Source organism: Sinorhizobium sp. CB7 (assembly GCF_041357635.1).
Taxonomy (GTDB): Bacteria; Pseudomonadota; Alphaproteobacteria; order Rhizobiales; family Rhizobiaceae; genus Rhizobium.
The window spans coordinates 347,467-366,147 of sequence record NZ_JAULLL010000001.1 but is presented as its reverse complement, the minus strand read 5'-3'; the positions used below and the strand labels follow the sequence as shown (position 1 = coordinate 366,147).

The 18,681-nt window shown below is 61.3% G+C and carries 16 protein-coding genes; 9 read left to right on the top strand and 7 right to left on the bottom strand.

The features are described 5' to 3' along the window. Positions 1–105 precede the first annotated feature (105 nt). The 6 genes from AAE029_RS01700 (at position 106) to AAE029_RS01675 (ending at position 8,292) form a co-directional block, all read left to right on the top strand. Complete coding sequence (locus AAE029_RS01700) at positions 106–1,305, top strand: ROK family protein (protein ID WP_371071051.1); 1,200 nt, start codon at positions 106–108, stop codon at positions 1,303–1,305. Positions 1,306–1,341: 36 nt separating this feature from the next. Beyond that, a complete protein-coding gene (locus tag AAE029_RS01695; protein WP_371071050.1) occupies positions 1,342–2,442 on the top strand; it encodes a Gfo/Idh/MocA family protein in 1,101 nt (366 codons plus the stop codon). A 19-nt stretch (positions 2,443–2,461) separates the two neighbouring features. Next, positions 2,462–3,103, top strand: coding sequence for a ThuA domain-containing protein (locus tag AAE029_RS01690; protein ID WP_371071049.1), 642 nt, complete (start codon positions 2,462–2,464; stop codon positions 3,101–3,103). Positions 3,104–3,243: 140 nt separating this feature from the next. Beyond that, positions 3,244–4,164: an SMP-30/gluconolactonase/LRE family protein gene (locus AAE029_RS01685; protein ID WP_371071048.1), complete on the top strand. Its 921-nt coding sequence runs from the start codon at positions 3,244–3,246 to the stop codon at positions 4,162–4,164. A 180-nt stretch (positions 4,165–4,344) separates the two neighbouring features. Then, positions 4,345–7,149 carry an AAA family ATPase gene (locus tag AAE029_RS01680; protein WP_371071047.1) on the top strand — a complete coding sequence of 935 codons (2,805 nt, stop codon included), beginning with the start codon at positions 4,345–4,347 and terminating at the stop codon, positions 7,147–7,149. A 93-nt stretch (positions 7,150–7,242) separates the two neighbouring features. Continuing rightward, a complete protein-coding gene (locus AAE029_RS01675; RefSeq protein ID WP_371071046.1) occupies positions 7,243–8,292 on the top strand; it encodes an alpha/beta hydrolase in 1,050 nt (349 codons plus the stop codon). 61 nt (positions 8,293–8,353) lie between these two features. Here AAE029_RS01675 and AAE029_RS01670 read toward each other — a convergent pair whose 3' ends face one another. The 5 genes from AAE029_RS01670 to AAE029_RS01650 are packed head-to-tail and all read right to left on the bottom strand — an operon-like array spanning position 8,354 to position 13,779. Further along, positions 8,354–9,169: a xanthine dehydrogenase family protein subunit M gene (locus AAE029_RS01670; protein ID WP_371071524.1), complete on the bottom strand. Its 816-nt coding sequence runs from the start codon at positions 9,167–9,169 to the stop codon at positions 8,354–8,356. Between the two features lie 30 nt (positions 9,170–9,199). After that, positions 9,200–9,691: a (2Fe-2S)-binding protein gene (locus tag AAE029_RS01665; RefSeq protein WP_371071045.1), complete on the bottom strand. Its 492-nt coding sequence runs from the start codon at positions 9,689–9,691 to the stop codon at positions 9,200–9,202. Between the two features lie 20 nt (positions 9,692–9,711). Continuing rightward, the gene (locus AAE029_RS01660) at positions 9,712–10,362 is read right to left on the bottom strand and encodes a carbon monoxide dehydrogenase subunit G (RefSeq protein ID WP_371071044.1); all 651 of its coding nucleotides are present in this window, start codon (positions 10,360–10,362) and stop codon (positions 9,712–9,714) included. Positions 10,363–10,392: 30 nt separating this feature from the next. Continuing rightward, on the bottom strand, positions 10,393–11,325 hold the full coding sequence (locus AAE029_RS01655; RefSeq protein WP_371071043.1) for an ABC transporter substrate-binding protein: 933 nt from the start codon (positions 11,323–11,325) through the stop codon (positions 10,393–10,395). 21 nt (positions 11,326–11,346) lie between these two features. Beyond that, on the bottom strand, positions 11,347–13,779 hold the full coding sequence (locus AAE029_RS01650; protein ID WP_371071042.1) for a xanthine dehydrogenase family protein molybdopterin-binding subunit: 2,433 nt from the start codon (positions 13,777–13,779) through the stop codon (positions 11,347–11,349). A 253-nt stretch (positions 13,780–14,032) separates the two neighbouring features. On the opposite strand from AAE029_RS01650, the gene AAE029_RS01645 reads away from it, so the two are divergent. The 3 genes from AAE029_RS01645 to AAE029_RS01635 all read left to right on the top strand — a co-directional run bounded on the left by AAE029_RS01645 (position 14,033) and on the right by AAE029_RS01635 (position 17,256). Continuing rightward, positions 14,033–15,667, top strand: coding sequence for a UbiD family decarboxylase (locus tag AAE029_RS01645; RefSeq protein WP_371071041.1), 1,635 nt, complete (start codon positions 14,033–14,035; stop codon positions 15,665–15,667). Positions 15,668–15,955: 288 nt separating this feature from the next. Next, positions 15,956–16,651 carry a GntR family transcriptional regulator gene (locus tag AAE029_RS01640; protein ID WP_371071040.1) on the top strand — a complete coding sequence of 232 codons (696 nt, stop codon included), beginning with the start codon at positions 15,956–15,958 and terminating at the stop codon, positions 16,649–16,651. A 32-nt stretch (positions 16,652–16,683) separates the two neighbouring features. Beyond that, a complete protein-coding gene (locus AAE029_RS01635) occupies positions 16,684–17,256 on the top strand; it encodes a UbiX family flavin prenyltransferase (RefSeq protein ID WP_371071039.1) in 573 nt (190 codons plus the stop codon). Between the two features lie 7 nt (positions 17,257–17,263). On the opposite strand, the gene AAE029_RS01630 is transcribed toward AAE029_RS01635, so the two are convergent. Both AAE029_RS01630 and AAE029_RS01625 read right to left on the bottom strand, forming a co-directional pair. Next, on the bottom strand, positions 17,264–17,749 hold the full coding sequence (locus tag AAE029_RS01630) for a TIGR02444 family protein (protein ID WP_371071038.1): 486 nt from the start codon (positions 17,747–17,749) through the stop codon (positions 17,264–17,266). A gap of 98 nt (positions 17,750–17,847) precedes the next feature. Further along, entirely contained in the window at positions 17,848–18,678 is an 831-nt protein-coding gene (locus tag AAE029_RS01625) for an ABC transporter permease (RefSeq protein ID WP_371071037.1), read from the bottom strand. Positions 18,679–18,681: the final 3 nt, after the last annotated feature.

Genomic DNA, 18,681 nt, shown 5'->3' with positions numbered 1-18,681 from the left:
GGCATGCGATTCAGTGACTAGAACTGAAGCGATTTAATTCGTGCTACGTAATAATTCGGGAGGATATCCGGTGAGCGACGCCCTATGCTCCCCATGTGAGCTGCCATGAAGACTGCCGATCCGGAATTGATGCGTGCGATCAATCGCTTCAACGTGCTGGACACGATCCGGCGACACGGACCGATCTCGCGCGTGGAGATCAGTGAACGAACGGAACTTTCCACGACGACAGTCTCGGCCATTACGGCCTCGCTGCTGGACGACGGGCTCATCCTGCCGCGCCACGAAGGCGATCTTCGCAATGAAGCCTCGCGCGGACGCCCGCGGGTCATGCTCGAGATCAATCCGGATGCTGCCCGGGTCGTCGGCGCCAAGATCGCGGCCAACCGCATGGTCTTTGCGGTCACGAATTTTCGTGGCGAGGTGCTGTCGAACCTGACGCTTGCGATCCGCGTCGATCGCCAGCCGATCGCGGTCATCGCCGATCTGATCGAGGATGGGGTGCGGCGCTGCGTCGTCGACGCCGGCCTTGCTCTGGAGGATGTCGACTCCGTATGTCTCGGCCTGCCCGGCCTGATTGAGCACCGCACGGGGCGCGTGCGAAGCAGTCCCATTTTCCGTGAGGCCAATGTCGACTTCGCCCACGAGATGTCGGAGCGGTTGTCAACGCCGACAATCGTCGAGAGCGACGCCCACGCCATTACCCTTGCCCATCACTGGTTCGGCGAGGCCCGCGATCTCGAGGACATGGTGGTCGTCTCGCTCGAGCAGACAATCGGGCTCGGTGTGCTGCACGGCAATCAGCTCTTTCGCGGCGCCGGCGGCCTCAGCCACAATCTCGGCGATCTCGTGCTCGGCATGGGACCGCAGGGAACGGTGCGCCTGTCGAGCCAGGCCGGCGAAAGCGCCATCCTCGGCGACCAGCCCGCTGGCGGCCGCTTTGCCGAAGCGATCCGGCTCGGTCGTGGCATGGCGCATGCCCAGGCCCTGATCCAGGCGGAGGACAACACCCTAATCAATGCGGCGATCCGCGCCGGCGAGGCCGTCGGCATCGCGATCGCCAATATCGTCACGCTTTTCGCGCCCCCGAAGGTGATCCTCGTGGGGTCGAGCCTTGCGCTCGGCGAGCCTTTCCTCAAGAGCCTGCGCGACGCCTATGCGCTCGCCATCCCGCCCTCGATCAGCGGCGTCGCCGAACTCGTCTTCGATCAGTCGAGCGACGACATGTGGGCGCAGGGGGCCGCGGCCGTGGCGCTTTGGGAGCTCTATGAATCGCCCTGGGGAACGACGGGACCTGCGCCCTGACCCAAAGGCAAGCGACAGATTTATTTGGAGGAATCTATGGAAAAAGTTGGTATTGGCATCATCGGCTGCGGCAATATTTCGGGCGCCTATCTCAAGGCGATGGCCTCTTTTCCCATCCTCGACATTCGTGGCGTGGCCGATCTGAACGAAGATCTCGCGAAGGCGAAAGCAGCCGAATTCAACGTTCCCGCCTCAACGGTGGATCGGCTGCTTGCCGATCCGAAGGTCGAGATCATCGTCAATCTTACCATTCCAAAAGCCCATGTCGCCGTGGGCTTGCAGGCGCTCGATGCCGGTAAGCATGCCTATTCGGAAAAGCCGCTCGGCATCAACTTCGCCGAAGGCAAAAAGCTCGCCGAGGCGGCAAAGACCAAAGGCCTGCGGATCGGCGCGGCACCCGATACCTTTCTCGGCGGTGGTCATCAGACCGCCCGCGCCCTCATCGATCAGGGCGTGATCGGCCAACCCGTCGGCGGAACGGCAACCTTCATGTGCCCGGGCCACGAGCGCTGGCATCCCAATCCGGCCTTCTATTACGAAGTCGGCGGCGGACCGATGCTCGACATGGGCCCCTATTACATCACCGACCTCGTCAACCTCCTTGGGCCAGTAGCGCAGGTGGCAGGCTTCGCGACCACGCCGCGCAAGGAGCGCATCATCACCAGCGAGGCGCGCAACGGCGAGCGCATTCCGGTGCACGTGCCGACGCATGTCGCCGGCGTCATGGCCTTCGCCAACGGAGCGGTCGTGCAGATCGCCATGAGCTTCGATGTGGCCGGCCACAAGCATGTACCGATCGAGGTCTACGGCACCGAGGGAACGCTGATCGTGCCGGACCCGAACCGCTTCGCCGGACCGGTCGAATATCTGAAGAAGGGCGGGCAGTTCGAAAATCGCGAGGTGACCGCGCCCTATGCCGACGGCAACTATCGCTCGCTCGGCGTCGCCGATCTGGCGCATGCCATCCGCTCCAACCGGCCGCACCGGGCGAATGGAAGCCTGGCACTGCACGTGCTCGAAGTGATGGAAGCCTTCCACACCGCCGCCGAAACCGGCCGCACGGTAACGATCACCACGGCGACGGAACGTCCGGCGCCGCTTTCAGAGTCCCTGGTCGACGGCCAGCTTGGGAAATAATCATCAGGAGGAGTTCACAATGCGCGAAGCATTGATCGTCTGGGGCGGCTGGAGCGGCCATGAACCACAGGAATGCGCCACCATCATCAAGGACATGCTGGAGGAGGACGGCTTCAAGGTCTACATGGAGCACGGCACGGAGGCCTTCGCAGATCCGTCCGTTCACGACCTCAGCCTCGTCGTGCCGATCATGACGATGTCGAAGATCGAGAAGGAAGAGGTCAAGAACCTTGCCGAGGCCGTCCAGAACGGCGTCGGTATCGCCGGCTATCACGGCGGCGCGGGCGACGCCTTCCGCGAATCGGTCGAATACCAGTTCATCATCGGCGGCCAATGGGTCGCCCATCCCGGGAACATCATCGACTACACCGTCAACATCACCCGACCGGACGACCCCTTGATGGAAGGCATCAAGGATTTCCCCTACACGTCCGAGCAGTATTACATGCATGTCGATCCCTCCAACGAGGTTCTCGCCACGACCACCTTCACGGGCGACCATGCCTACTGGATCGACGGCGTCGTGATGCCGGTCGTCTGGAAACGCAAACACGGCAAGGGCCGCGTCTTCTATTCCTCGCTCGGCCACCAGGCCAAGGAATTCAATGTCCCTGAGATGAAGACGATCTTCCGTCGTGGCGCGAACTGGGCTGCCCGCTAGATGTGAGCATCCTGCGTTCAAGTGGCATCACCTGGACGCATTGCAACGGAAGCGATGGTGGAATAATCGGTAACAAGAAGGCGTCGGCAGCGTCGCCTCTTTCAGAACTGATCGCCGTTCAGAAGCGCAGGGAGGCGCCGATGCCGCAGGACAGTCAATCCGTTTACGAAATCCACGACGAGCGATTCCGCAAGCTCATCATTTCCAGTGCCGCTCTGGAAGGGCTCTATACCGGATGCCGTTGGGCGGAGGGTCCCGTCTGGTTTGCGGACGCCAACTGCCTGATCTGGAGCGACATTCCGAACCAGAGAATGCTGCGCTGGGCGCCCGATGGCAGCGTCTCGACCTTCCGTTCGCCCTCCAACTTCGTTAACGGCAATACCCGCGATCGGCAAGGCAGGCTCGTTTCCTGCGAGCACGGCGGCCGGCGCGTCATTCGCACGGAGGTGGACGGTTCGATCACAGTCCTGGCGGACAGCTACAAGGGCAAGAGGCTGAACTCGCCGAACGACGTCGTCGTGCGGTCGGATGGAACCATCTGGTTCACCGATCCCACCTACGGCATCCTTCACGACTACGAGGGCTACAAAAGCGAGCCCGAGCAACCGACACGCAATGTCTACCGGCTCGATCCCGAAGGTGGCGAAATCGATGCCGTCGTCGATGATTTCCTCCAGCCGAACGGGCTTGCCTTCTCGCCGAACGAGACGAAGCTCTACATCGCCGATTCCGGTTCGAGCGACGACGGCACGACACCGCGGCACATTCGCGTCTTCGATGTGATCGACGGCAGGCAACTTGCCAACGGCCGCGTCTTCTGCACGCTCGACAACGGCATTCCCGATGGCTTTCGGCTCGATACGGATGGCAGGGTCTGGACCAGCGCCGGCGACGGGGTTCACTGCTTCTCGCCCCAGGGAGAACTGCTCGGCAAGATCAAGGTGCCGCAAACGGTTGCCAACGTCACCTTCGGCGGACCGCGGCGCAACCGGCTTTTCATCGCCGCGACGCAATCGCTTTATTCGATCTATGTGAAAGCGACGGGTGCTCAATATCCCTAGAGAAGCTGTGGACCGAAGTCTTCGCAGCAGGCTTTACGGATCAGTCTATGGATGGCAGATTGCCATAGAGAGACATCGTCTCTGCAGTCCTCTGACTCACAACACCAAGTTAACTCAATCGTTCGCATGCGGTTAACGCGGTCAATTTCAAAATGGTGCAGCGTCACCAACGGTTAAACAATGGCCAAGCGGGCGAAAGAGACACCCTTGCCGCTTCGGAAACAGCGCAGGGGTGCCGTTCATTCTGCCTCTCAATTCTTGCAAGGCCGAGAGCAGGACATTGCCGTGATCGATCATCTGATCGAGCGGATCGACCAAGGTGGGTCGACACTCGTTATCAGCGGCGAGCCCGGGATCGGCAAATCTGCACTCCTCGAAGTCGCCAAGCATCGAGGCCGCGAACGCGATGTGTCGGTATTGAGCATGACTGGCGTCCTGGCCGAGGTTCATCTACCGTTCGCAGCACTTGAGCAGGCACTGCGCCCGCTGATGAAGCAGGCTGAAGGCTTGGTCCCTCGTCAGCGATCTGCCTTGCTGGCCGCTTTCGGGATGCACGATGACACGGGCGCGCCCGACATCTTTCTGGTGGCACTTGCGACGCTGTCCCTTCTGACCGAAAGCGCGACGCGCAAGCCTATTCTGCTCGTTGCCGACGATGCCCAATGGCTGGACGAGGCAACCTATGAGGTGCTGGCCTTTATCTCACGCAGACTGAGTTCGGATCCCGTCGTTCTTTTGGTGGCCATGCGCGATGGCTTCAACCGTTCATTCGACGACGCCTCAACGCTGCGGCTCCGACTTTCGGGACTTGACGATGCCGATGCCGAGCGTCTGCTGGACGCCAATGCACCGGGCCTTTCGACCGATCTGCGCAGCCGCTTCCTCAAAGAGGCCTCAGGAAATCCCCTGGCCCTTTTGGAGCTGCCTCGCGACGAGCGAACAGCGGACGCTGGGGATACGAGGTGGCTTCCACTCACGGAGCGCTTGGAACGTGCCTTCTCAGCCCGTTTGTCCGATCTTCCGGCTACCACCCAAACTCTGCTGTTCGTGGCTGCAGAAAACGACGGGACATCGCTCTACGAAATCCTGCGCGCGGGAGAAGCGGTGTTGGGTGAGCAAGTTGGTGTTGATGCTTTGACGCCGGCGATAGCCGCCAAGCTGATCGAGATTGACGAAACGGAAGTGCGGTTTCGACACCCACTGGTGCGTTCGGCCATGCACCAGGCGGCCGATCTGGCAACGCGGCAACGAATCCATGCAGCACTCGCGGCGGCCGTTCATGACCAATTGGATCGTCACTTGTGGCATCGTGCGGCGGCGACCATCGGACCAGATGACGAGCTCGCCGGCGAATACGATCGCATGGCGGCCCGGGCACTACGGCGAGGGGCGGTAGCCATGGCAATCGAGGTTCTCGAAAAAGCGGCACGATTGAGCAGCACGACAAGAGCCAAAAGCGACCGGCTCCTGCATGCCGCCGAACTTGCCGCCGACCTCGGGCAGCCGGAACTACTGGAGCATCTGCTGCGTCAGGCCGACGTGGACGAATCTGATCCTGTCGCATGTGCGCGGACCGGTTGGTGTCGTGAGATCAGCCAGCCTCCAATGGTTAGCGATCCGGCGAAAATCCCCAATCTGGTTGGCTTGGCCGCGCAGGCCAATGCCGCCGGCGCCAAGGACCTGGCAAGCAACCTGCTCTGGCGCGCAGCCCAACGCTGCTGGTGGAGCAATGCAAATAGGGACATTCGAGAAAGCATCCTGCTTGCTGCAAACAGCCTTAAGCTGCCAGAGGCGGATCCACGTTTGATCGCAATATCCGCTTACGCTGAGCCGCTTCAACTCGGGGGCGACGTATTCAACAAGCTCCAGCGACACACCGGGACAAGCGGGGGCAATCCCACGGTTGCGCGAATCCTCGGCAGTACGGCCAACGTCATTGGCGCCTTTGACCTCGGTGTAAGTTTCCTGACTGATTCCGCTACAGCACTGCGTGATCAAGGGCGGCTCAGCGACCTCGCGCGTGTACTCTTTGCGCAGGCGTGGGCCGAAATGGAGGTGGGCGATTGGACGGGGGCAATGAGTGAGGCCGAAGAATCCGTTCGCTTTGCCGGGGAGACGGGTGGCACTCTTTGGATTGCCGCGGCCACGATTGTGAAAGCGAAGCTCGCCGGGATGATGGGCAATCTGGAGCAATCACAAGCATATGCGGCTGAGGCAGAGCGCCTGGTTCTGTCCGTCGGCGCCAGTTTCCTGCTGGCAATGCTGCAGATCGCGCGGGGCATCTCTGCAATCGGCGCAGGCCGGCATTGGGAAGCTTACGAGCATCTGCGGCGTCTTTTTGCTCCTGCCGATCCGGCTTTCAATTCCGGTCTTCAATTCTTCGGCCTCGCGGATTTCGTGGAAGCCGCCGTTTTCTCCGGAAATGCCGAAGCGGCCCGTGAAGTGATCGAAGAGATGGAGCGTGTCTCGGCTCCGTCGCCGGTGCCATGGGTCGAGGCGATGCTGCATTATGGCAAAGCGTTGCTCGCGGCGCCTGCGGACGCCGAGCGGTTCTTCCTGCAAGGTCTGGGGCCGGTCGCGAAGAGGTGGCCATTTCTAAGAGGACGTCTTCTCCTGGCTTATGGCGGATGGCTGCGCCGCCAGCGCAGATCCGTCGATGCGAGAGCTCCGTTGCGCGAGGCCCGAGATATTTTCGATGCGCTGGGCGCCTTGCCTTGGAGCGACCGCGCGAGAGAGGAATTGCGCGCTTCGGGGGAAGCCAGCCGCCGACGAACCGACTACGCGTGGGAGATGCTCACTCCGCAGGAGCTTCACATCGCGCAACTGGCAGCCGAGGGTCTTTCGAATAAGGAAATCGGCAGCAGGCTCTATCTGTCTCACAGGACCGTCGGTTACCACCTTCACCGGATCTTTTCCAAGACCGGCGTCACCTCGCGCTCGGGGCTACGCTCCATTCTTACCGACCCACGCGATCCAAAAAGTTAACCGCCAATCTATCATCGGACTGGTCATTTGACAGAAGCGCGGGCTCCTCCTTGCGGGCTACCTGTGCGGCTGCGTGCAACCTTCTCGGAGAGAATGACCGTGAAACTCTTGCCCTCACTCGCAACCCTCAGCCTCGGAGTAATCCTTGTGACTCAACCCGTTCATGCGGCTCCAGACGCCGCCACCGACCCCCGTATCGACCCTCAGGTTCGCTCGTTCCTTGCCAAGATCAACAAGGATCCGAGCCCGTTTTGGGAACTGCCGCAGCCAAAGCCCCAGGAGATCCTGACCGGTCTTCAGAATATGACCCCTGTCGACATGTCGGGGGTGAACACGACCGAGCAGACTATCACCCAGGATGGTCAAACCGTGAAGATCTACATCATGAAACCCGAGCGGGTCGCCGGTAAGCCCGGCGTGTTGCTGTTTATTCACGGCGGCGTCTGGATAGTCGGCAACTTTCAAAACCATCAACGGCTTCTGCGGGATCTGGTGGTCGGTTCCGGCCAGATCGGCGTGTTCGTCGAGTATACCTCCTTGCCCGAAGCGCGCTTCCCCACGCAGCTCGATCAATCCTATGCCGTGCTGAAATGGGTGGCGGCTCATGCTGAAGAGTTCGGCGCGGACGGAAGCCGCATCGCCGTGGCCGGCAATTCAGTGGGTGGCAACATGACCGCAGCGCTGACGCTCATGGCCAAGGACCGCGGCGGCCCCAAGATCGCCTTCCAGGCGCTTCTCATTCCGGCGACCGACGCAAGCGTCGATACCGGCTCCTATAGCGAGTATGGAGACGGCCGCTTTCTGGCACGTGCATTCATGAAGTACGGCTGGGATCTCTACGCTCCCGATGCCGAGACCCGCGACAACCCCTATGTGTCGCCGCTGCGCGCCAGTCTCGACCAACTCAAAGGCCTGCCGCCGGCGCTCGTCATCACCGCCGAGAACGATCCGCTGCGCGACGAGGGTGAGGCTTACGCAAGGAAACTGAAGGAAGCCGGAGTGACCGTCGCCGCAATTCGCTATAACGGCACGATTCACGACTTCGTACTACTGAACGCGATCCGCAACGTGCCTTCCACCGAGGCAGCGATCGAACAGATCAACGCCAGTCTGCGCCAGTATCTCGAGCCAGCAACGCATTAACTGATTACAACGACGCGGCGTGCCCATGCCGCCGCGTCGCTGCGCCAGCGCGATAGTCGTCTCAGATGATCAGCGCGCCACCGAGATTCTCGACCGCACGCCGCGTAATGACCGCGACGAGATGGGCGCGATACTCGGCCGAGGCGTGCATGTCGCTCATCATGTCGGCGGGATCCGGCATCAGTCCCTGCACCGCTTCCGGCACGAGATCTTCCATCAAGGCTTCTTCCGCCTCGGTCCAGCGGAACACACCGGAATTTCCCGCGCCGGTGATCGCCACTCGCACGCTGCAGTCGCGATGTTTCGAGACGAAAGCTGCGGCGAGCGCGTAGCGGGACGCGGGATTGCGGAACTTGGCATAACCGGCGACCATGGGGACCTTGAATTCCAGCCGGGTAAGAATTTCACCCTCTTCGAGGGCCGTCGTATAGAGGCCGGCGAAATATTCGTCGGACGGAATGGCGCGACGGTCGGTATGCACTGTCGCATCGAGGCTGAGGACGGCAGAGGGGTAGTCGGCTGCCGGGTCGTTGTTGGCGGTGGAGCCGCCAATCGTGCCGACATGGCGGACCTGGACATCGGCAATCGAGCCGGCAAGTGCGCTCAGCGCCGGAATGGCATCTGCGATTTCCTTCGAGGCCGCAACCGTCGCGTGGGTCGTCGCCGAGCCGATGATCATGCGACCGGCCTCCACCCTGATGCCCGAAAGCTCCGGTATCTGCCTGATGTCGATAAGGTTGGCCGGAGCCGCAAGCCGTCCCTTCATGGCCGGAATGAGCGTATGGCCGCCGGAAAGATAGGCCGGTTCGTCCAGGCTGGAGTAAAGCTCGGCGGCTTCGGCGAGCGTCTTCGGCCGGTGGTACTTGGTCTCATACATATACATGGCTTTGCCCTCGGCTCCTCTCGCTTACTCGGCTGCGGCGCGATGCTCGCCGCGGTATTTCTCCGCCGCCGTCAGAACCGCCTCGACGATGTTGTGATATCCGGTGCACCGGCAAAGATTGCCTTCCAGTTCATGGCGGACCGTATGCTCGTCGAGCACGCCCTCATGACGGCGGATCATGTCGACGGACGCCATGATCATGCCGGGCGTGCAGAAGCCGCACTGCAGGCCATGACATTCATGGAAGGCAGTCTGAACGTCGTGCAGCTTGTCGCCGTCCGCCAATCCTTCGATGGACGTGACCGAACCGCCGTCAGCGGCTACGGCCAGGATCGTACAGGATTTGACCGCACGGCCATCGAGAATGACGGTGCACGCGCCGCATTGGGTGGTATCGCAGCCGACATGGGTACCCGTCAGGCCGAGATGATCGCGCAGGAAATGGACGAGCAGCGTCCTGTCCTCGATGTCTTTCGTCTGGGGCGTGCCGTTGACGGTAAGGGTAACGGTGGTCATGGGGTATACCTCGATCTGTTTCAGCGGACGGCCACGGCGATGACGATGACGACCAGAACCGCCGCAAGCCCCACGAGCCAAAGCATCGAGCTTGACTTTCCGGATGTTGCGCCCGCCTGAGTGACGGGCGGAGCGGCGACTGCCGCAGCAGCCGGGGCCACAGGCGCCGGATTTCCATCGGGAACGATGACCGCCTCGTAGGCTGTCGGCTGTGACGCCGGCGTAGCAGCGGATGCCGAGGCGCGCGCTGCCACCTTGGCGAAGAACTCGTCGGCGAGCTTTTTCGACGTCGAGTCGATAAGGCGGGCGCCGAGCTGGGCGAGCTTGCCGCCGACCTGCGCCTTGGCGGCATAAGTCAGGATCGTCTCGCCTTCGGCCTCGGCAAGGTGCACATCCGCACCGCCCTTGGCAAAGCCGGCTACGCCACCCTTGCCTTCGCCCGAAATCGTGTAGCTCTCGGGCGGCTGGATGTTGCTCAGCTTCACCGCGCCCTCGAAGGTCGCCTTGATCGGTCCGATCTTGGTGGTGACCCGCGCGGTGAAGCCGTCGTCAGGATTGCCCTCGAGGCTGTCGCAGCCCGGAATGCACTCGCGCAGCACCTGCGGGTCGTTGATCAGTGCCCAGACGTCGCTGCGTGGCGCCTTGATGCGGTATTCACCCTTGAGATCCATGGATCTCCTCCGTCGATGTTGTTCGTCTCATCATTTGCCGGTGACGGCCTCGTAATAGGAGAGGTCCAGATATTTTCCGGCATCGGTCAGAGCCTTGCCGCCCTTGCCGAAGCGTGAACGCAGTTCGAGAACGCGCAGCATGCCTTCGGGCAGGATCTTCGCATCCGGAGTGAGGCCGGAACGCGGTGACAGCAGGCTTTGCATGACGGACTGCAGTGCGGCCGGCTGAATTTCCGGCATCTTCTCCTGCAGGATCTTTTCGGCCTCCGCACGGCTTTGCGGATCGAGGGTCCAGGCGAGCCCCTTCAGATAAGCGCGAATGAAGGCCTTCACCGTCTCCGGATTCTGCTTCGCCCAGGGGCCGCGCACGGCAACGACACCGCCCTGATAGCTGTCGAAGATCTCGGTCGACAGACCGAGAAGGTTGAAGCCGGACTTGCGTGCGATGCTGGTAAACGGCTCGATGGTGAGCGTCGCCGCATGCTCGCCACCCTTGACGGACTGCCAGCGCTGCGGCGTCGCGCCGACCGGCACGTAGGTGGTGTCTTCCGGCTTTAGGCCGCCGCGGGCGAACATCTCGTAAAGCACGAAAGCGAAACCGGTCGACAGCGCATCGAGCGCAATCGTCCGTCCCTTGAGGTCGGCATAGTCCTTGACATCAGGGGCAGCGACAATCGCAAGCTCAAGCTGTGTCGCACCCATGACGACTTCATATTCCGGATTGACCGCCGCACCCGCTGGACCCTGGCCTTCGCCATAGGCAACGACGTTATCGAAGGCGGTAAAGATGACGTCAAATTCGCCGGCGGCCGTCCTTTCGGCCTGGGCCATGGAATTCGGAGTGAGCGTCAGTTCGATCGCCAGCTTCTCCTCAGCGAAGAAGCCTTTCTCGATGGCTGCGAAGGTCGGCAGATTGGGAGCGCCGGGAAAAGCGATGACGCGCACGGTCTGTTGATCAGTCATTTTTTGAAAACTCCTCCGGAATTACTCGGCTGCCTGAAGGTCGGCCTGATGCATCGCCTTCCAGACAGTAAAGGGTGTCAGCGGCATGGAAATCTGGGTGACGCCGTAGTCCTTCACCGCATCGATGACGGCGTTGGTCACCGTCACCAGCGCAGGCGTGGTACCGCCCTCGCCGCCCGCCTTGATGCCCAGTGGATTGGTCGGCGAGATCACCTCGGCGATTTCGCAGTTGAAGGACGGCAGGTTGTCGAAGCGCGGCATGCCGTAATCCATGAAGGAGCCAGCGAGCGGCTGACCCGTCGTCGGGTCGATCGCACAGAGCTCCCACATCGCCTGACCGACGCCCTGGGCGATGCCGCCATGGGTCTGGCCATGAACGATCAGCGGATTGATGCAGCGACCGACGTCGTCGATCGTGGAATAGGCGGTGATCTGCACGTGGCCGGTTTCGGGATCGACCTCGACCTCGCAGACGGCCGCTCCGTTCGGGAAGACCGGCGTGTGCATTTCGTTGTCGCGGGCAACACGAAGCGGCCCGAACTTATCGCGTGTCTGACGCCCGAGTGCGAAGATGTCGATCGCTTGGTTGGTCCCTGTCACCTTGAAATAGCTACCCTCGAATTCGATCGAGTCGACGTCGGTCTCAAAGAGGTCGGCAGCGCGTCGCCGTCCTTCGGCGAGCAGATCGGCAGAGGCGATCGCCATGACGGTCCCCGCATGACGCATCGAACGGCCGGAATGCGATCCGCCGCCGACGCTGACGATGTCGGTATCGCCGAGAACGATCCAGACCTTTTCGACCGGCACCTGGACCATGTCGGCGACGACCTGGGCAAAGCTCGTCTCATGGCCTTGCCCGCTCGGCTGCGTGCCGATCACGACTTCGATAGTGCCGTCATCCTTGACTTCGATCTCGGCACGCTCCTTCGGAGAGCCGATCGAGGATTCGACGTAATTGGCAAAGCCGCGGCCGAGCAGCTTGCCGCGCTTGGCGGCTTCTGCCTTGCGGGCCTCGAAGCCGTTCCAGCCGGACATTTCGAGCGCGCGCTCCATATTCTTTGCATATTCGCCGCTGTCGTAGATCTGACCGACCGCGTTCGTGTATGGCATCTTCTCGACCGGAACCAGGTTCTTGCGGCGCAGTTCGAGAGGATCGAAGCCGAGCTCGCGGGCCGCGATCTCGACCATGCGCTCGATCGCATAGGTAACCTCCGGGCGGCCGGAGCTGCGATAGGCCTGCGTGCACATCGTATTCGTAAACACAGCGCGCGCGCGCAACGCGGCAACGGGGATGTCGTAGGAACCCGTGATAAGGCCCGATCCTTTGCTCAGCGGCGAAAGCGAGACGGCGCGCATGCCGACGTTGCTGAGATTGTCAGCCCGCATTGCCAGGAACTTGCCTTCCTTGTTCAGCGCCAGCTCAACCTTGGTGACGAGGTCGCGGCCCTGATAATCGGTCAGAAACGCCTCCGAGCGCGTCGCCGTGAATTTCACGGGACGGCCGACCTTGCGCGATCCCCAGAGGACCAGACCGAATTCGACATAGGCACGGTTGCGCGCGCCGAAATTGCCGCCGACATCAAAAGAAAGCACGCGCAGGTTCTTGGGCTCGATGCCCAGTACCTTGGCAAGCTCCCCCTTCTGGCGAACGGCACCGCCGCTGCCGGCATAAAGCGTGTAACGACCGGTCTCGGCATCGAAGTTTCCGAGTGCTGCCCGCGGCTCGATGGTAACGGCGGTGACGCGGTCAATGTGGAAACTCGCCCGGATGACGTGATCGGCCTTTGCGAAGGCTGCATCGGTTGCTTCCCAGTCGCCGAATTTCGACTCGATGAAGACGTTATCCGGAACTTCGTCCCAGACAGCCGGAGCGCCCGGTTCTGCGGCAGCGGCCGTATTGGTGACATGGGGAAGCTCCTCGTAGTCGACCATCACCTTCTCGGCGCCGTCGACAGCAAGGGCGGCAGTTTCGGCAATCACCATCGCAACGGCTTCGCCGACATGGCGCGCCTTGTCGGCCGGCAGGAGATAATGAGGGCCGATGAAGGGCTTGCCTCCGTCGGGCGCGGTCAATTTCATGTCGAACTTCGTCGAGGGAACCGGGCTGTGCGGGATCGGCTCGATTCCGTCTGCAAGCACGTCCTCACCCGTCAGGACGGCGAGTACGCCCGGAATTGCCAAAGCTTCGGATGGATCGATACCGAGAATGCGGGCGTGCGGATAGGGCGAGCGCACCATCGCCGCGTAGGTCTGCCCTGGCATGCTGAAATCGTCGGAGAAACGGCCCTTGCCGGTAATAAGCCGTCTGTCTTCCTTGCGGGGAATGGGCTTGCCGACATGGCGGAACAGCGCCTCCTGCACAAGCTTCATCTCCGGAGTGATCGCAGGATAGCTGATCTTTTCCTGCGCGCTTTCCGTGGTGTCCGGTACAGTTTTCAGGAGCGGGCTGTTCATAAGACCTCTTCGTATTTCGTTGAAGCTGAATGGCAGCGACTTCAGGCCGGGCTCGCGCCGAGCACTGCAGGTGCGCTGTTGCTCTTCGTCATAATGTATGACAGTATGGCCGTGTAATGCAATCGAAAAAGAGAGGCACCTGCGCCTCGTTCGCTCTGGCTGAGATTTTTCGAGAGCGTGGCTACGGTATAGAATCGTGCGCGTGACGGCCGTCGACGGCGGCAAAATGGCGCATTTTGGGAGCGTGATTTTCATGACGACAAGAGAGCAAAAGGCGCCTCTGGACCTGCAGGAGCATCTTGCACGGCTCGAAGAGCGCGGACTTCTGACGCGCATACAGGTGCCGATCGACAAGGACAGCGAGCTGCATCCGCTGGCGCGCTGGCAGTTCCAAGGTGGTCTGCCGGATGAGCAGCGACGCGGCTTCCTGTTCACCGACGTGCGCGGCGCCAAGGGCGAGAGCTACGATATTCCGGTGGCCGTCGGCGTGCTTGCCGCTTCGCCCGCCATTTATGCCGCCGGCCTCGGCGTTTCCGAAGATGAAATCGGCGATGTCTGGGTCCGTGCAATGGAGCACCCGATCGACCCGGTCATGGTCGACGAGGCGCCGTGCCAGGAAGTCGTGATTACCGGTGACGCATTGAAGGCCGAAGGCGGCGGGCTCGGCAGCCTGCCGGTGCCGATCTCAACACCCGGCTTCGACAGCGCCCCTTACTTTACCGCCACTCTCTGTGTGACGCGCGATCCCGATAACGGCATTCGCAACATGGGCACCTATCGCGCAGCGCTCAAGGCCGAAGACCGGCTCGGCGTGCGTATGGCAAGCCGCCTCAGCGGCGCCGGCGGATACCAGCACTGGCTGAAATATCAAAAGCGCGGCGAGCCGATGCCCTGTGCGATCGTCATCGGCTGCGCGCCGGCCGTGCTCTTCACCGGCCCGCAGAAGCTGCCGATCGACCAGGACGAGCTCGGAGTCGCAGGCGGCCTGATCGGCCAGCCGATCCGTATCGCCCGCTGCAAGACGATCGATCTCGAAGTTCCGGCCGACGCCGAAATCGTCATCGAAGGCCTGATCGATCCCGTGCTTCTGGAGCCTGAAGGGCCATTCGGCGAAAGCCACGGCCATGTGGCGCTCGAGGATTTCAACATGTCGATGCGGGTGACGGCAATCACGCGCAAGCGCAACCCGGTCCTAGTATCGATTGTCAGCCAGGTGACCCCGAGCGAATCAAGCGTGCTGAAGCGCGTCGCCTACGAGCCCCTCTTCCTCAACCACCTGAAGAAGGCGCTGAACGTCAAGGGTATCAAACGCGTTGTCATGCATGAGCCTCTGACCAACATCCGCAAGGTGATCTTTCTGGAATTCGATCGCAGCGCGCCGCAGTCGGAAATCTGGCGCGGGCTGCAGGGTGCGGCCACGCTACAGGCGCAATGCGGCAAGATCGTCATCGCAGTTTCGGACGATATCGATTCGCGCAATGCCGACGCCGTATTCTGGTCGCTCGCCTATCGCGCCAATATGATTGACGACGTTCACATCACGCCATACCGCTCCGGCGGTCACGGACCGAAATCGGGCTCCAAGAGTGCCGAGGGAACACTGCTGATCGATGCGACGCTGAAGGCGCCAATGCCGCCGCTCGCTCTGCCGGCGGAGAAATACATGACGCGCGCCCGCAAGATCTGGGAAGAGCTGCAGCTTCCGCGCCTGACCCCGCAGCCGCCATGGCATGGCTATTCGCTGGGCGACTGGAGTGATCTCTGGACGCAGTTCGCCGATGCAGCCGTTTCTGGCGACTGGAAGGCAACTGGCGAGAACACCTACTCGCGCCGCCAGGGCGGCATGAAGCCGGAAACACCGGTACGCGACATCGAAAAGAAAAAGTAATATTAAGGACGAATGGACGCAGATCTTTGGCCTGCGTCCATTCCTGGACAGATCGGACGCAAAGGGAGGATCATGCCGAATCAGGTTGCGCCGAAATGCCGGCCATCTGCGATGGAGATCTGCTTCTAGTCGGACCATCGAATGAGACGGCATAAAACGACACGTTATATCCACGTTGGTATAACGGCTTGACGGACAAACATTTTTTAGCGCAATAGCATGAATGACCGGCTTGCTCACGCGGGCCGGGGTCGAAACAGGAATCGTGAAGCATCGCGGGGAAAGTTAATGAACCATCCGGGATTTGAGCCGTTCGGACCCTTGAAGCAGGAATCGGCGCCGCTGCGAAACAAGATCATGCAGTCGCTGCGGCGGGCGATCGAGACCGGCTATCTTGAGCCCGGGACACGGCTTGTCGAAAAGGACCTGTGCCAGCAGCTCAATGTCAGTCGGACATCGCTGCGCGAGGCGCTGCGTCAGTTGCAGGCGGAAGGCGTCTTGACCGACCTCAACAATCGCGGTCTGGCGGTCGTCACGGTGACGCGGGAAGATGCCGAAAACATCTATCGCATCCGGGGCGTGCTGGAGCCCATGATCGTGGAGCAGTTCATCGAGAATGCGCCGGACGCCGAGCTCGAAGGTTTGAAGGCGCATAGTGAGCGCCTGAAGGCCGCCTATCAGCTCGGCACAGCCGAGGAAATCGTTGCCATCAAGCGCGACTTCTACGACCTGATATGCTCCGGGGCGCGCAACCAGATCGCCTTCGACCTGCTCAAGAAACTGACGCTCTTGACCTCGCCTTTGCGCCGTCGCTCGGTCGTCAGGCCTGAACGGCGCAAACAGAGCATCGCCGAGATCGAGCAGATCGTCGACGCGATCATTCGCCGCGACAAGGTTGCAGCCCATGCGGCGGCGGAAAAGCACGTGGCGAATTCGGCGCGGTCGGCGTTGCATTCTCAGGAGACTGCAAAGGCAGCCGGTTGAATTCTACAGGACAAGACCGTTTAGGATAGTGCATGCGACGCATCATCATCGCCATTACCGGAGCCTCCGGTGTCATATACGGGGTGCGCGCGCTGCAGCTCCTGCGGGATCTGCCGGATGTGGAGACGCATGCGATCATTTCGCCTGCGGCGCTCAGAACCGCATCCGACGAACTCGACATAAGCGCGGAAGAGATCCGCAACCTTGCCGACACGCTCTATAACTACCGCGATATCGGCGCGGCCGTATCTTCCGGCTCGTTCCGCACGGCGGGTATGCTGGTCGCCCCCTGCTCCGTCAAGACGCTGAGCGGAATTGCCAACTGCTACAATGACGAACTCATCGTGCGCGCCGCCGACGTATGCCTGAAAGAGCGCCGGCGCGTCGTTCTCCTGTTCCGGGAGACGCCGCTCCATGCCGGCCATATCGCCTTGATGGAACAGGCGACCCGCAATGGCGCCATCGTCATGCCGCCCGTGCCGGCCTTCTACAGCCGGCCGCAGACAATCGATGACATCATCAACCAGACGGTCGGCCGCGCTCTGGATTTGTTCGACATCGATCTGCCGATCGTGAAACGCTGGAAGGAAGAGCCAAAGAGGTGATTCACAGCTACGCCAGTAATCGTGCAATAAGGCCTATTGCAGCAACCGCGCGCTCGTCCGGTTCGCAGCCGCGGTAGTAACGCACGACCGTCATCATGTTCTCGACAGGATCGCTTTTTCCGGTACTCGAAAGGCTCAAACCTTCCGCTTCAAGGAGAGTGAGCTCGATCCGCTCGGCTGAAAGCTCCGCACCCTTGATCGTGTTGCGCAGGCTTTCCGTTTTCTGATCGGGCGCCGGTCGCGGCCCGAACTTCAGACGCCGCCTCACGGTTCTCAGCGGCACGACCACCTCGCGATGCCAGTCCGCGACGACGGTGGCGATCCGGCGCATTTCCGGCGCCGATAAAGCCACGGAACGGTCGGCAAGCCAGGCCGAGAAAAGCAGCACGGGTACGTCGACACCGCATTCCTCCTGAAGAGCAAGGCAGGTATCCGCAACGCCAGGCATCCCGTAGAGACGGACCGCAAAGTCCCACAGATTGGTATCGTCCATTGTCTTGCTCTCCCCGCACACATCAATGGCCACAAGCAAACCACAAACAAAAAAGCCGCCGGTTTCGATCCGACGGCTTGTTCGAACTCACCCGATCCTCAGGGCGCGTCCTGTCCGGTAATTTCGCTCTGCCAGGGCGCGACAACCTTTTCAAGCCATCCGACCAGAGCAGTCAGGACGACGGCCACCACCATGATGAGAATTACAGGCACGAACATCTCCGCCGTCCGGAAGGCATTGGCCGAGGTGATGATGATACCGCCCAGACCAGAGATGGCGGTCTGGAACTCTGCGATCACGATGCCGATGACCGCCTTGCCGATGCCGAGGCGCAGACCGGCCATGATATATGGCGTGGTCGCCGGCAGAACGATACCGCGCATGATCTGCGTCTGGGGAGCACAGAATGCCGTACCCACTTCGACAAGCGTCTTCGGAACAGCCTTCACGCCGAACCAGGTGTTGAGACAGATCGGGAAGAAGGAAAGCAGGAACACGATCACGGCCTTGACCATGAAGCCGAGGCCGAACCACAGGATCATCAGTGGCACGAGTGCGATCAACGGCGTCGCGTAGCCCGCGGTGATATAAATGCCGAAGGCCGCTTCCAGAAAACGATAGCGGCCGAGAAGGAGACCGACGGGAATACCGATGATCGCCGCTGCGATATAGCCTGCGGCAAAGGGCTGGCTGCTTTCGACGAAGGCCTTGAGCAGCCGGCCGTCCTTCAACATGTCGATGAATGCCGCGAAAATCGCGCTCGGATAGGTGCCGAGCAAGGGGTTCGCATTCCGGCCGAAATATTCCCAGATCGCAAGAGCGATGATGATCGATATCGTGGTGATCATCCAGCTCGGCATGGACCACGTCGTGCGTTCGGATCTGCTGGCGCTTGAAGTCATGCTGCCCTGTGCTTCAGTTGTCGACATCAA

Coding starts and splice junctions, on each gene's coding strand:
- AAE029_RS01700 (WP_371071051.1), top strand. CDS start 106: ATGAAGACTGCCGATCCGGAATTGATGCGTGCGATCAATCGCTTCAAC.
- AAE029_RS01695 (WP_371071050.1), top strand. CDS start 1,342: ATGGAAAAAGTTGGTATTGGCATCATCGGCTGCGGCAATATTTCGGGC.
- AAE029_RS01690 (WP_371071049.1), top strand. CDS start 2,462: ATGCGCGAAGCATTGATCGTCTGGGGCGGCTGGAGCGGCCATGAACCA.
- AAE029_RS01685 (WP_371071048.1), top strand. CDS start 3,244: ATGCCGCAGGACAGTCAATCCGTTTACGAAATCCACGACGAGCGATTC.
- AAE029_RS01680 (WP_371071047.1), top strand. CDS start 4,345: ATGGCCAAGCGGGCGAAAGAGACACCCTTGCCGCTTCGGAAACAGCGC.
- AAE029_RS01675 (WP_371071046.1), top strand. CDS start 7,243: ATGACCGTGAAACTCTTGCCCTCACTCGCAACCCTCAGCCTCGGAGTA.
- AAE029_RS01670 (WP_371071524.1), bottom strand. CDS start 9,169: ATGTATGAGACCAAGTACCACCGGCCGAAGACGCTCGCCGAAGCCGCC.
- AAE029_RS01665 (WP_371071045.1), bottom strand. CDS start 9,691: ATGACCACCGTTACCCTTACCGTCAACGGCACGCCCCAGACGAAAGAC.
- AAE029_RS01660 (WP_371071044.1), bottom strand. CDS start 10,362: ATGGATCTCAAGGGTGAATACCGCATCAAGGCGCCACGCAGCGACGTC.
- AAE029_RS01655 (WP_371071043.1), bottom strand. CDS start 11,325: ATGACTGATCAACAGACCGTGCGCGTCATCGCTTTTCCCGGCGCTCCC.
- AAE029_RS01650 (WP_371071042.1), bottom strand. CDS start 13,779: ATGAACAGCCCGCTCCTGAAAACTGTACCGGACACCACGGAAAGCGCG.
- AAE029_RS01645 (WP_371071041.1), top strand. CDS start 14,033: ATGACGACAAGAGAGCAAAAGGCGCCTCTGGACCTGCAGGAGCATCTT.
- AAE029_RS01640 (WP_371071040.1), top strand. CDS start 15,956: ATGAACCATCCGGGATTTGAGCCGTTCGGACCCTTGAAGCAGGAATCG.
- AAE029_RS01635 (WP_371071039.1), top strand. CDS start 16,684: ATGCGACGCATCATCATCGCCATTACCGGAGCCTCCGGTGTCATATAC.
- AAE029_RS01630 (WP_371071038.1), bottom strand. CDS start 17,749: ATGGACGATACCAATCTGTGGGACTTTGCGGTCCGTCTCTACGGGATG.
- AAE029_RS01625 (WP_371071037.1), bottom strand. CDS start 18,678: ATGTCGACAACTGAAGCACAGGGCAGCATGACTTCAAGCGCCAGCAGA.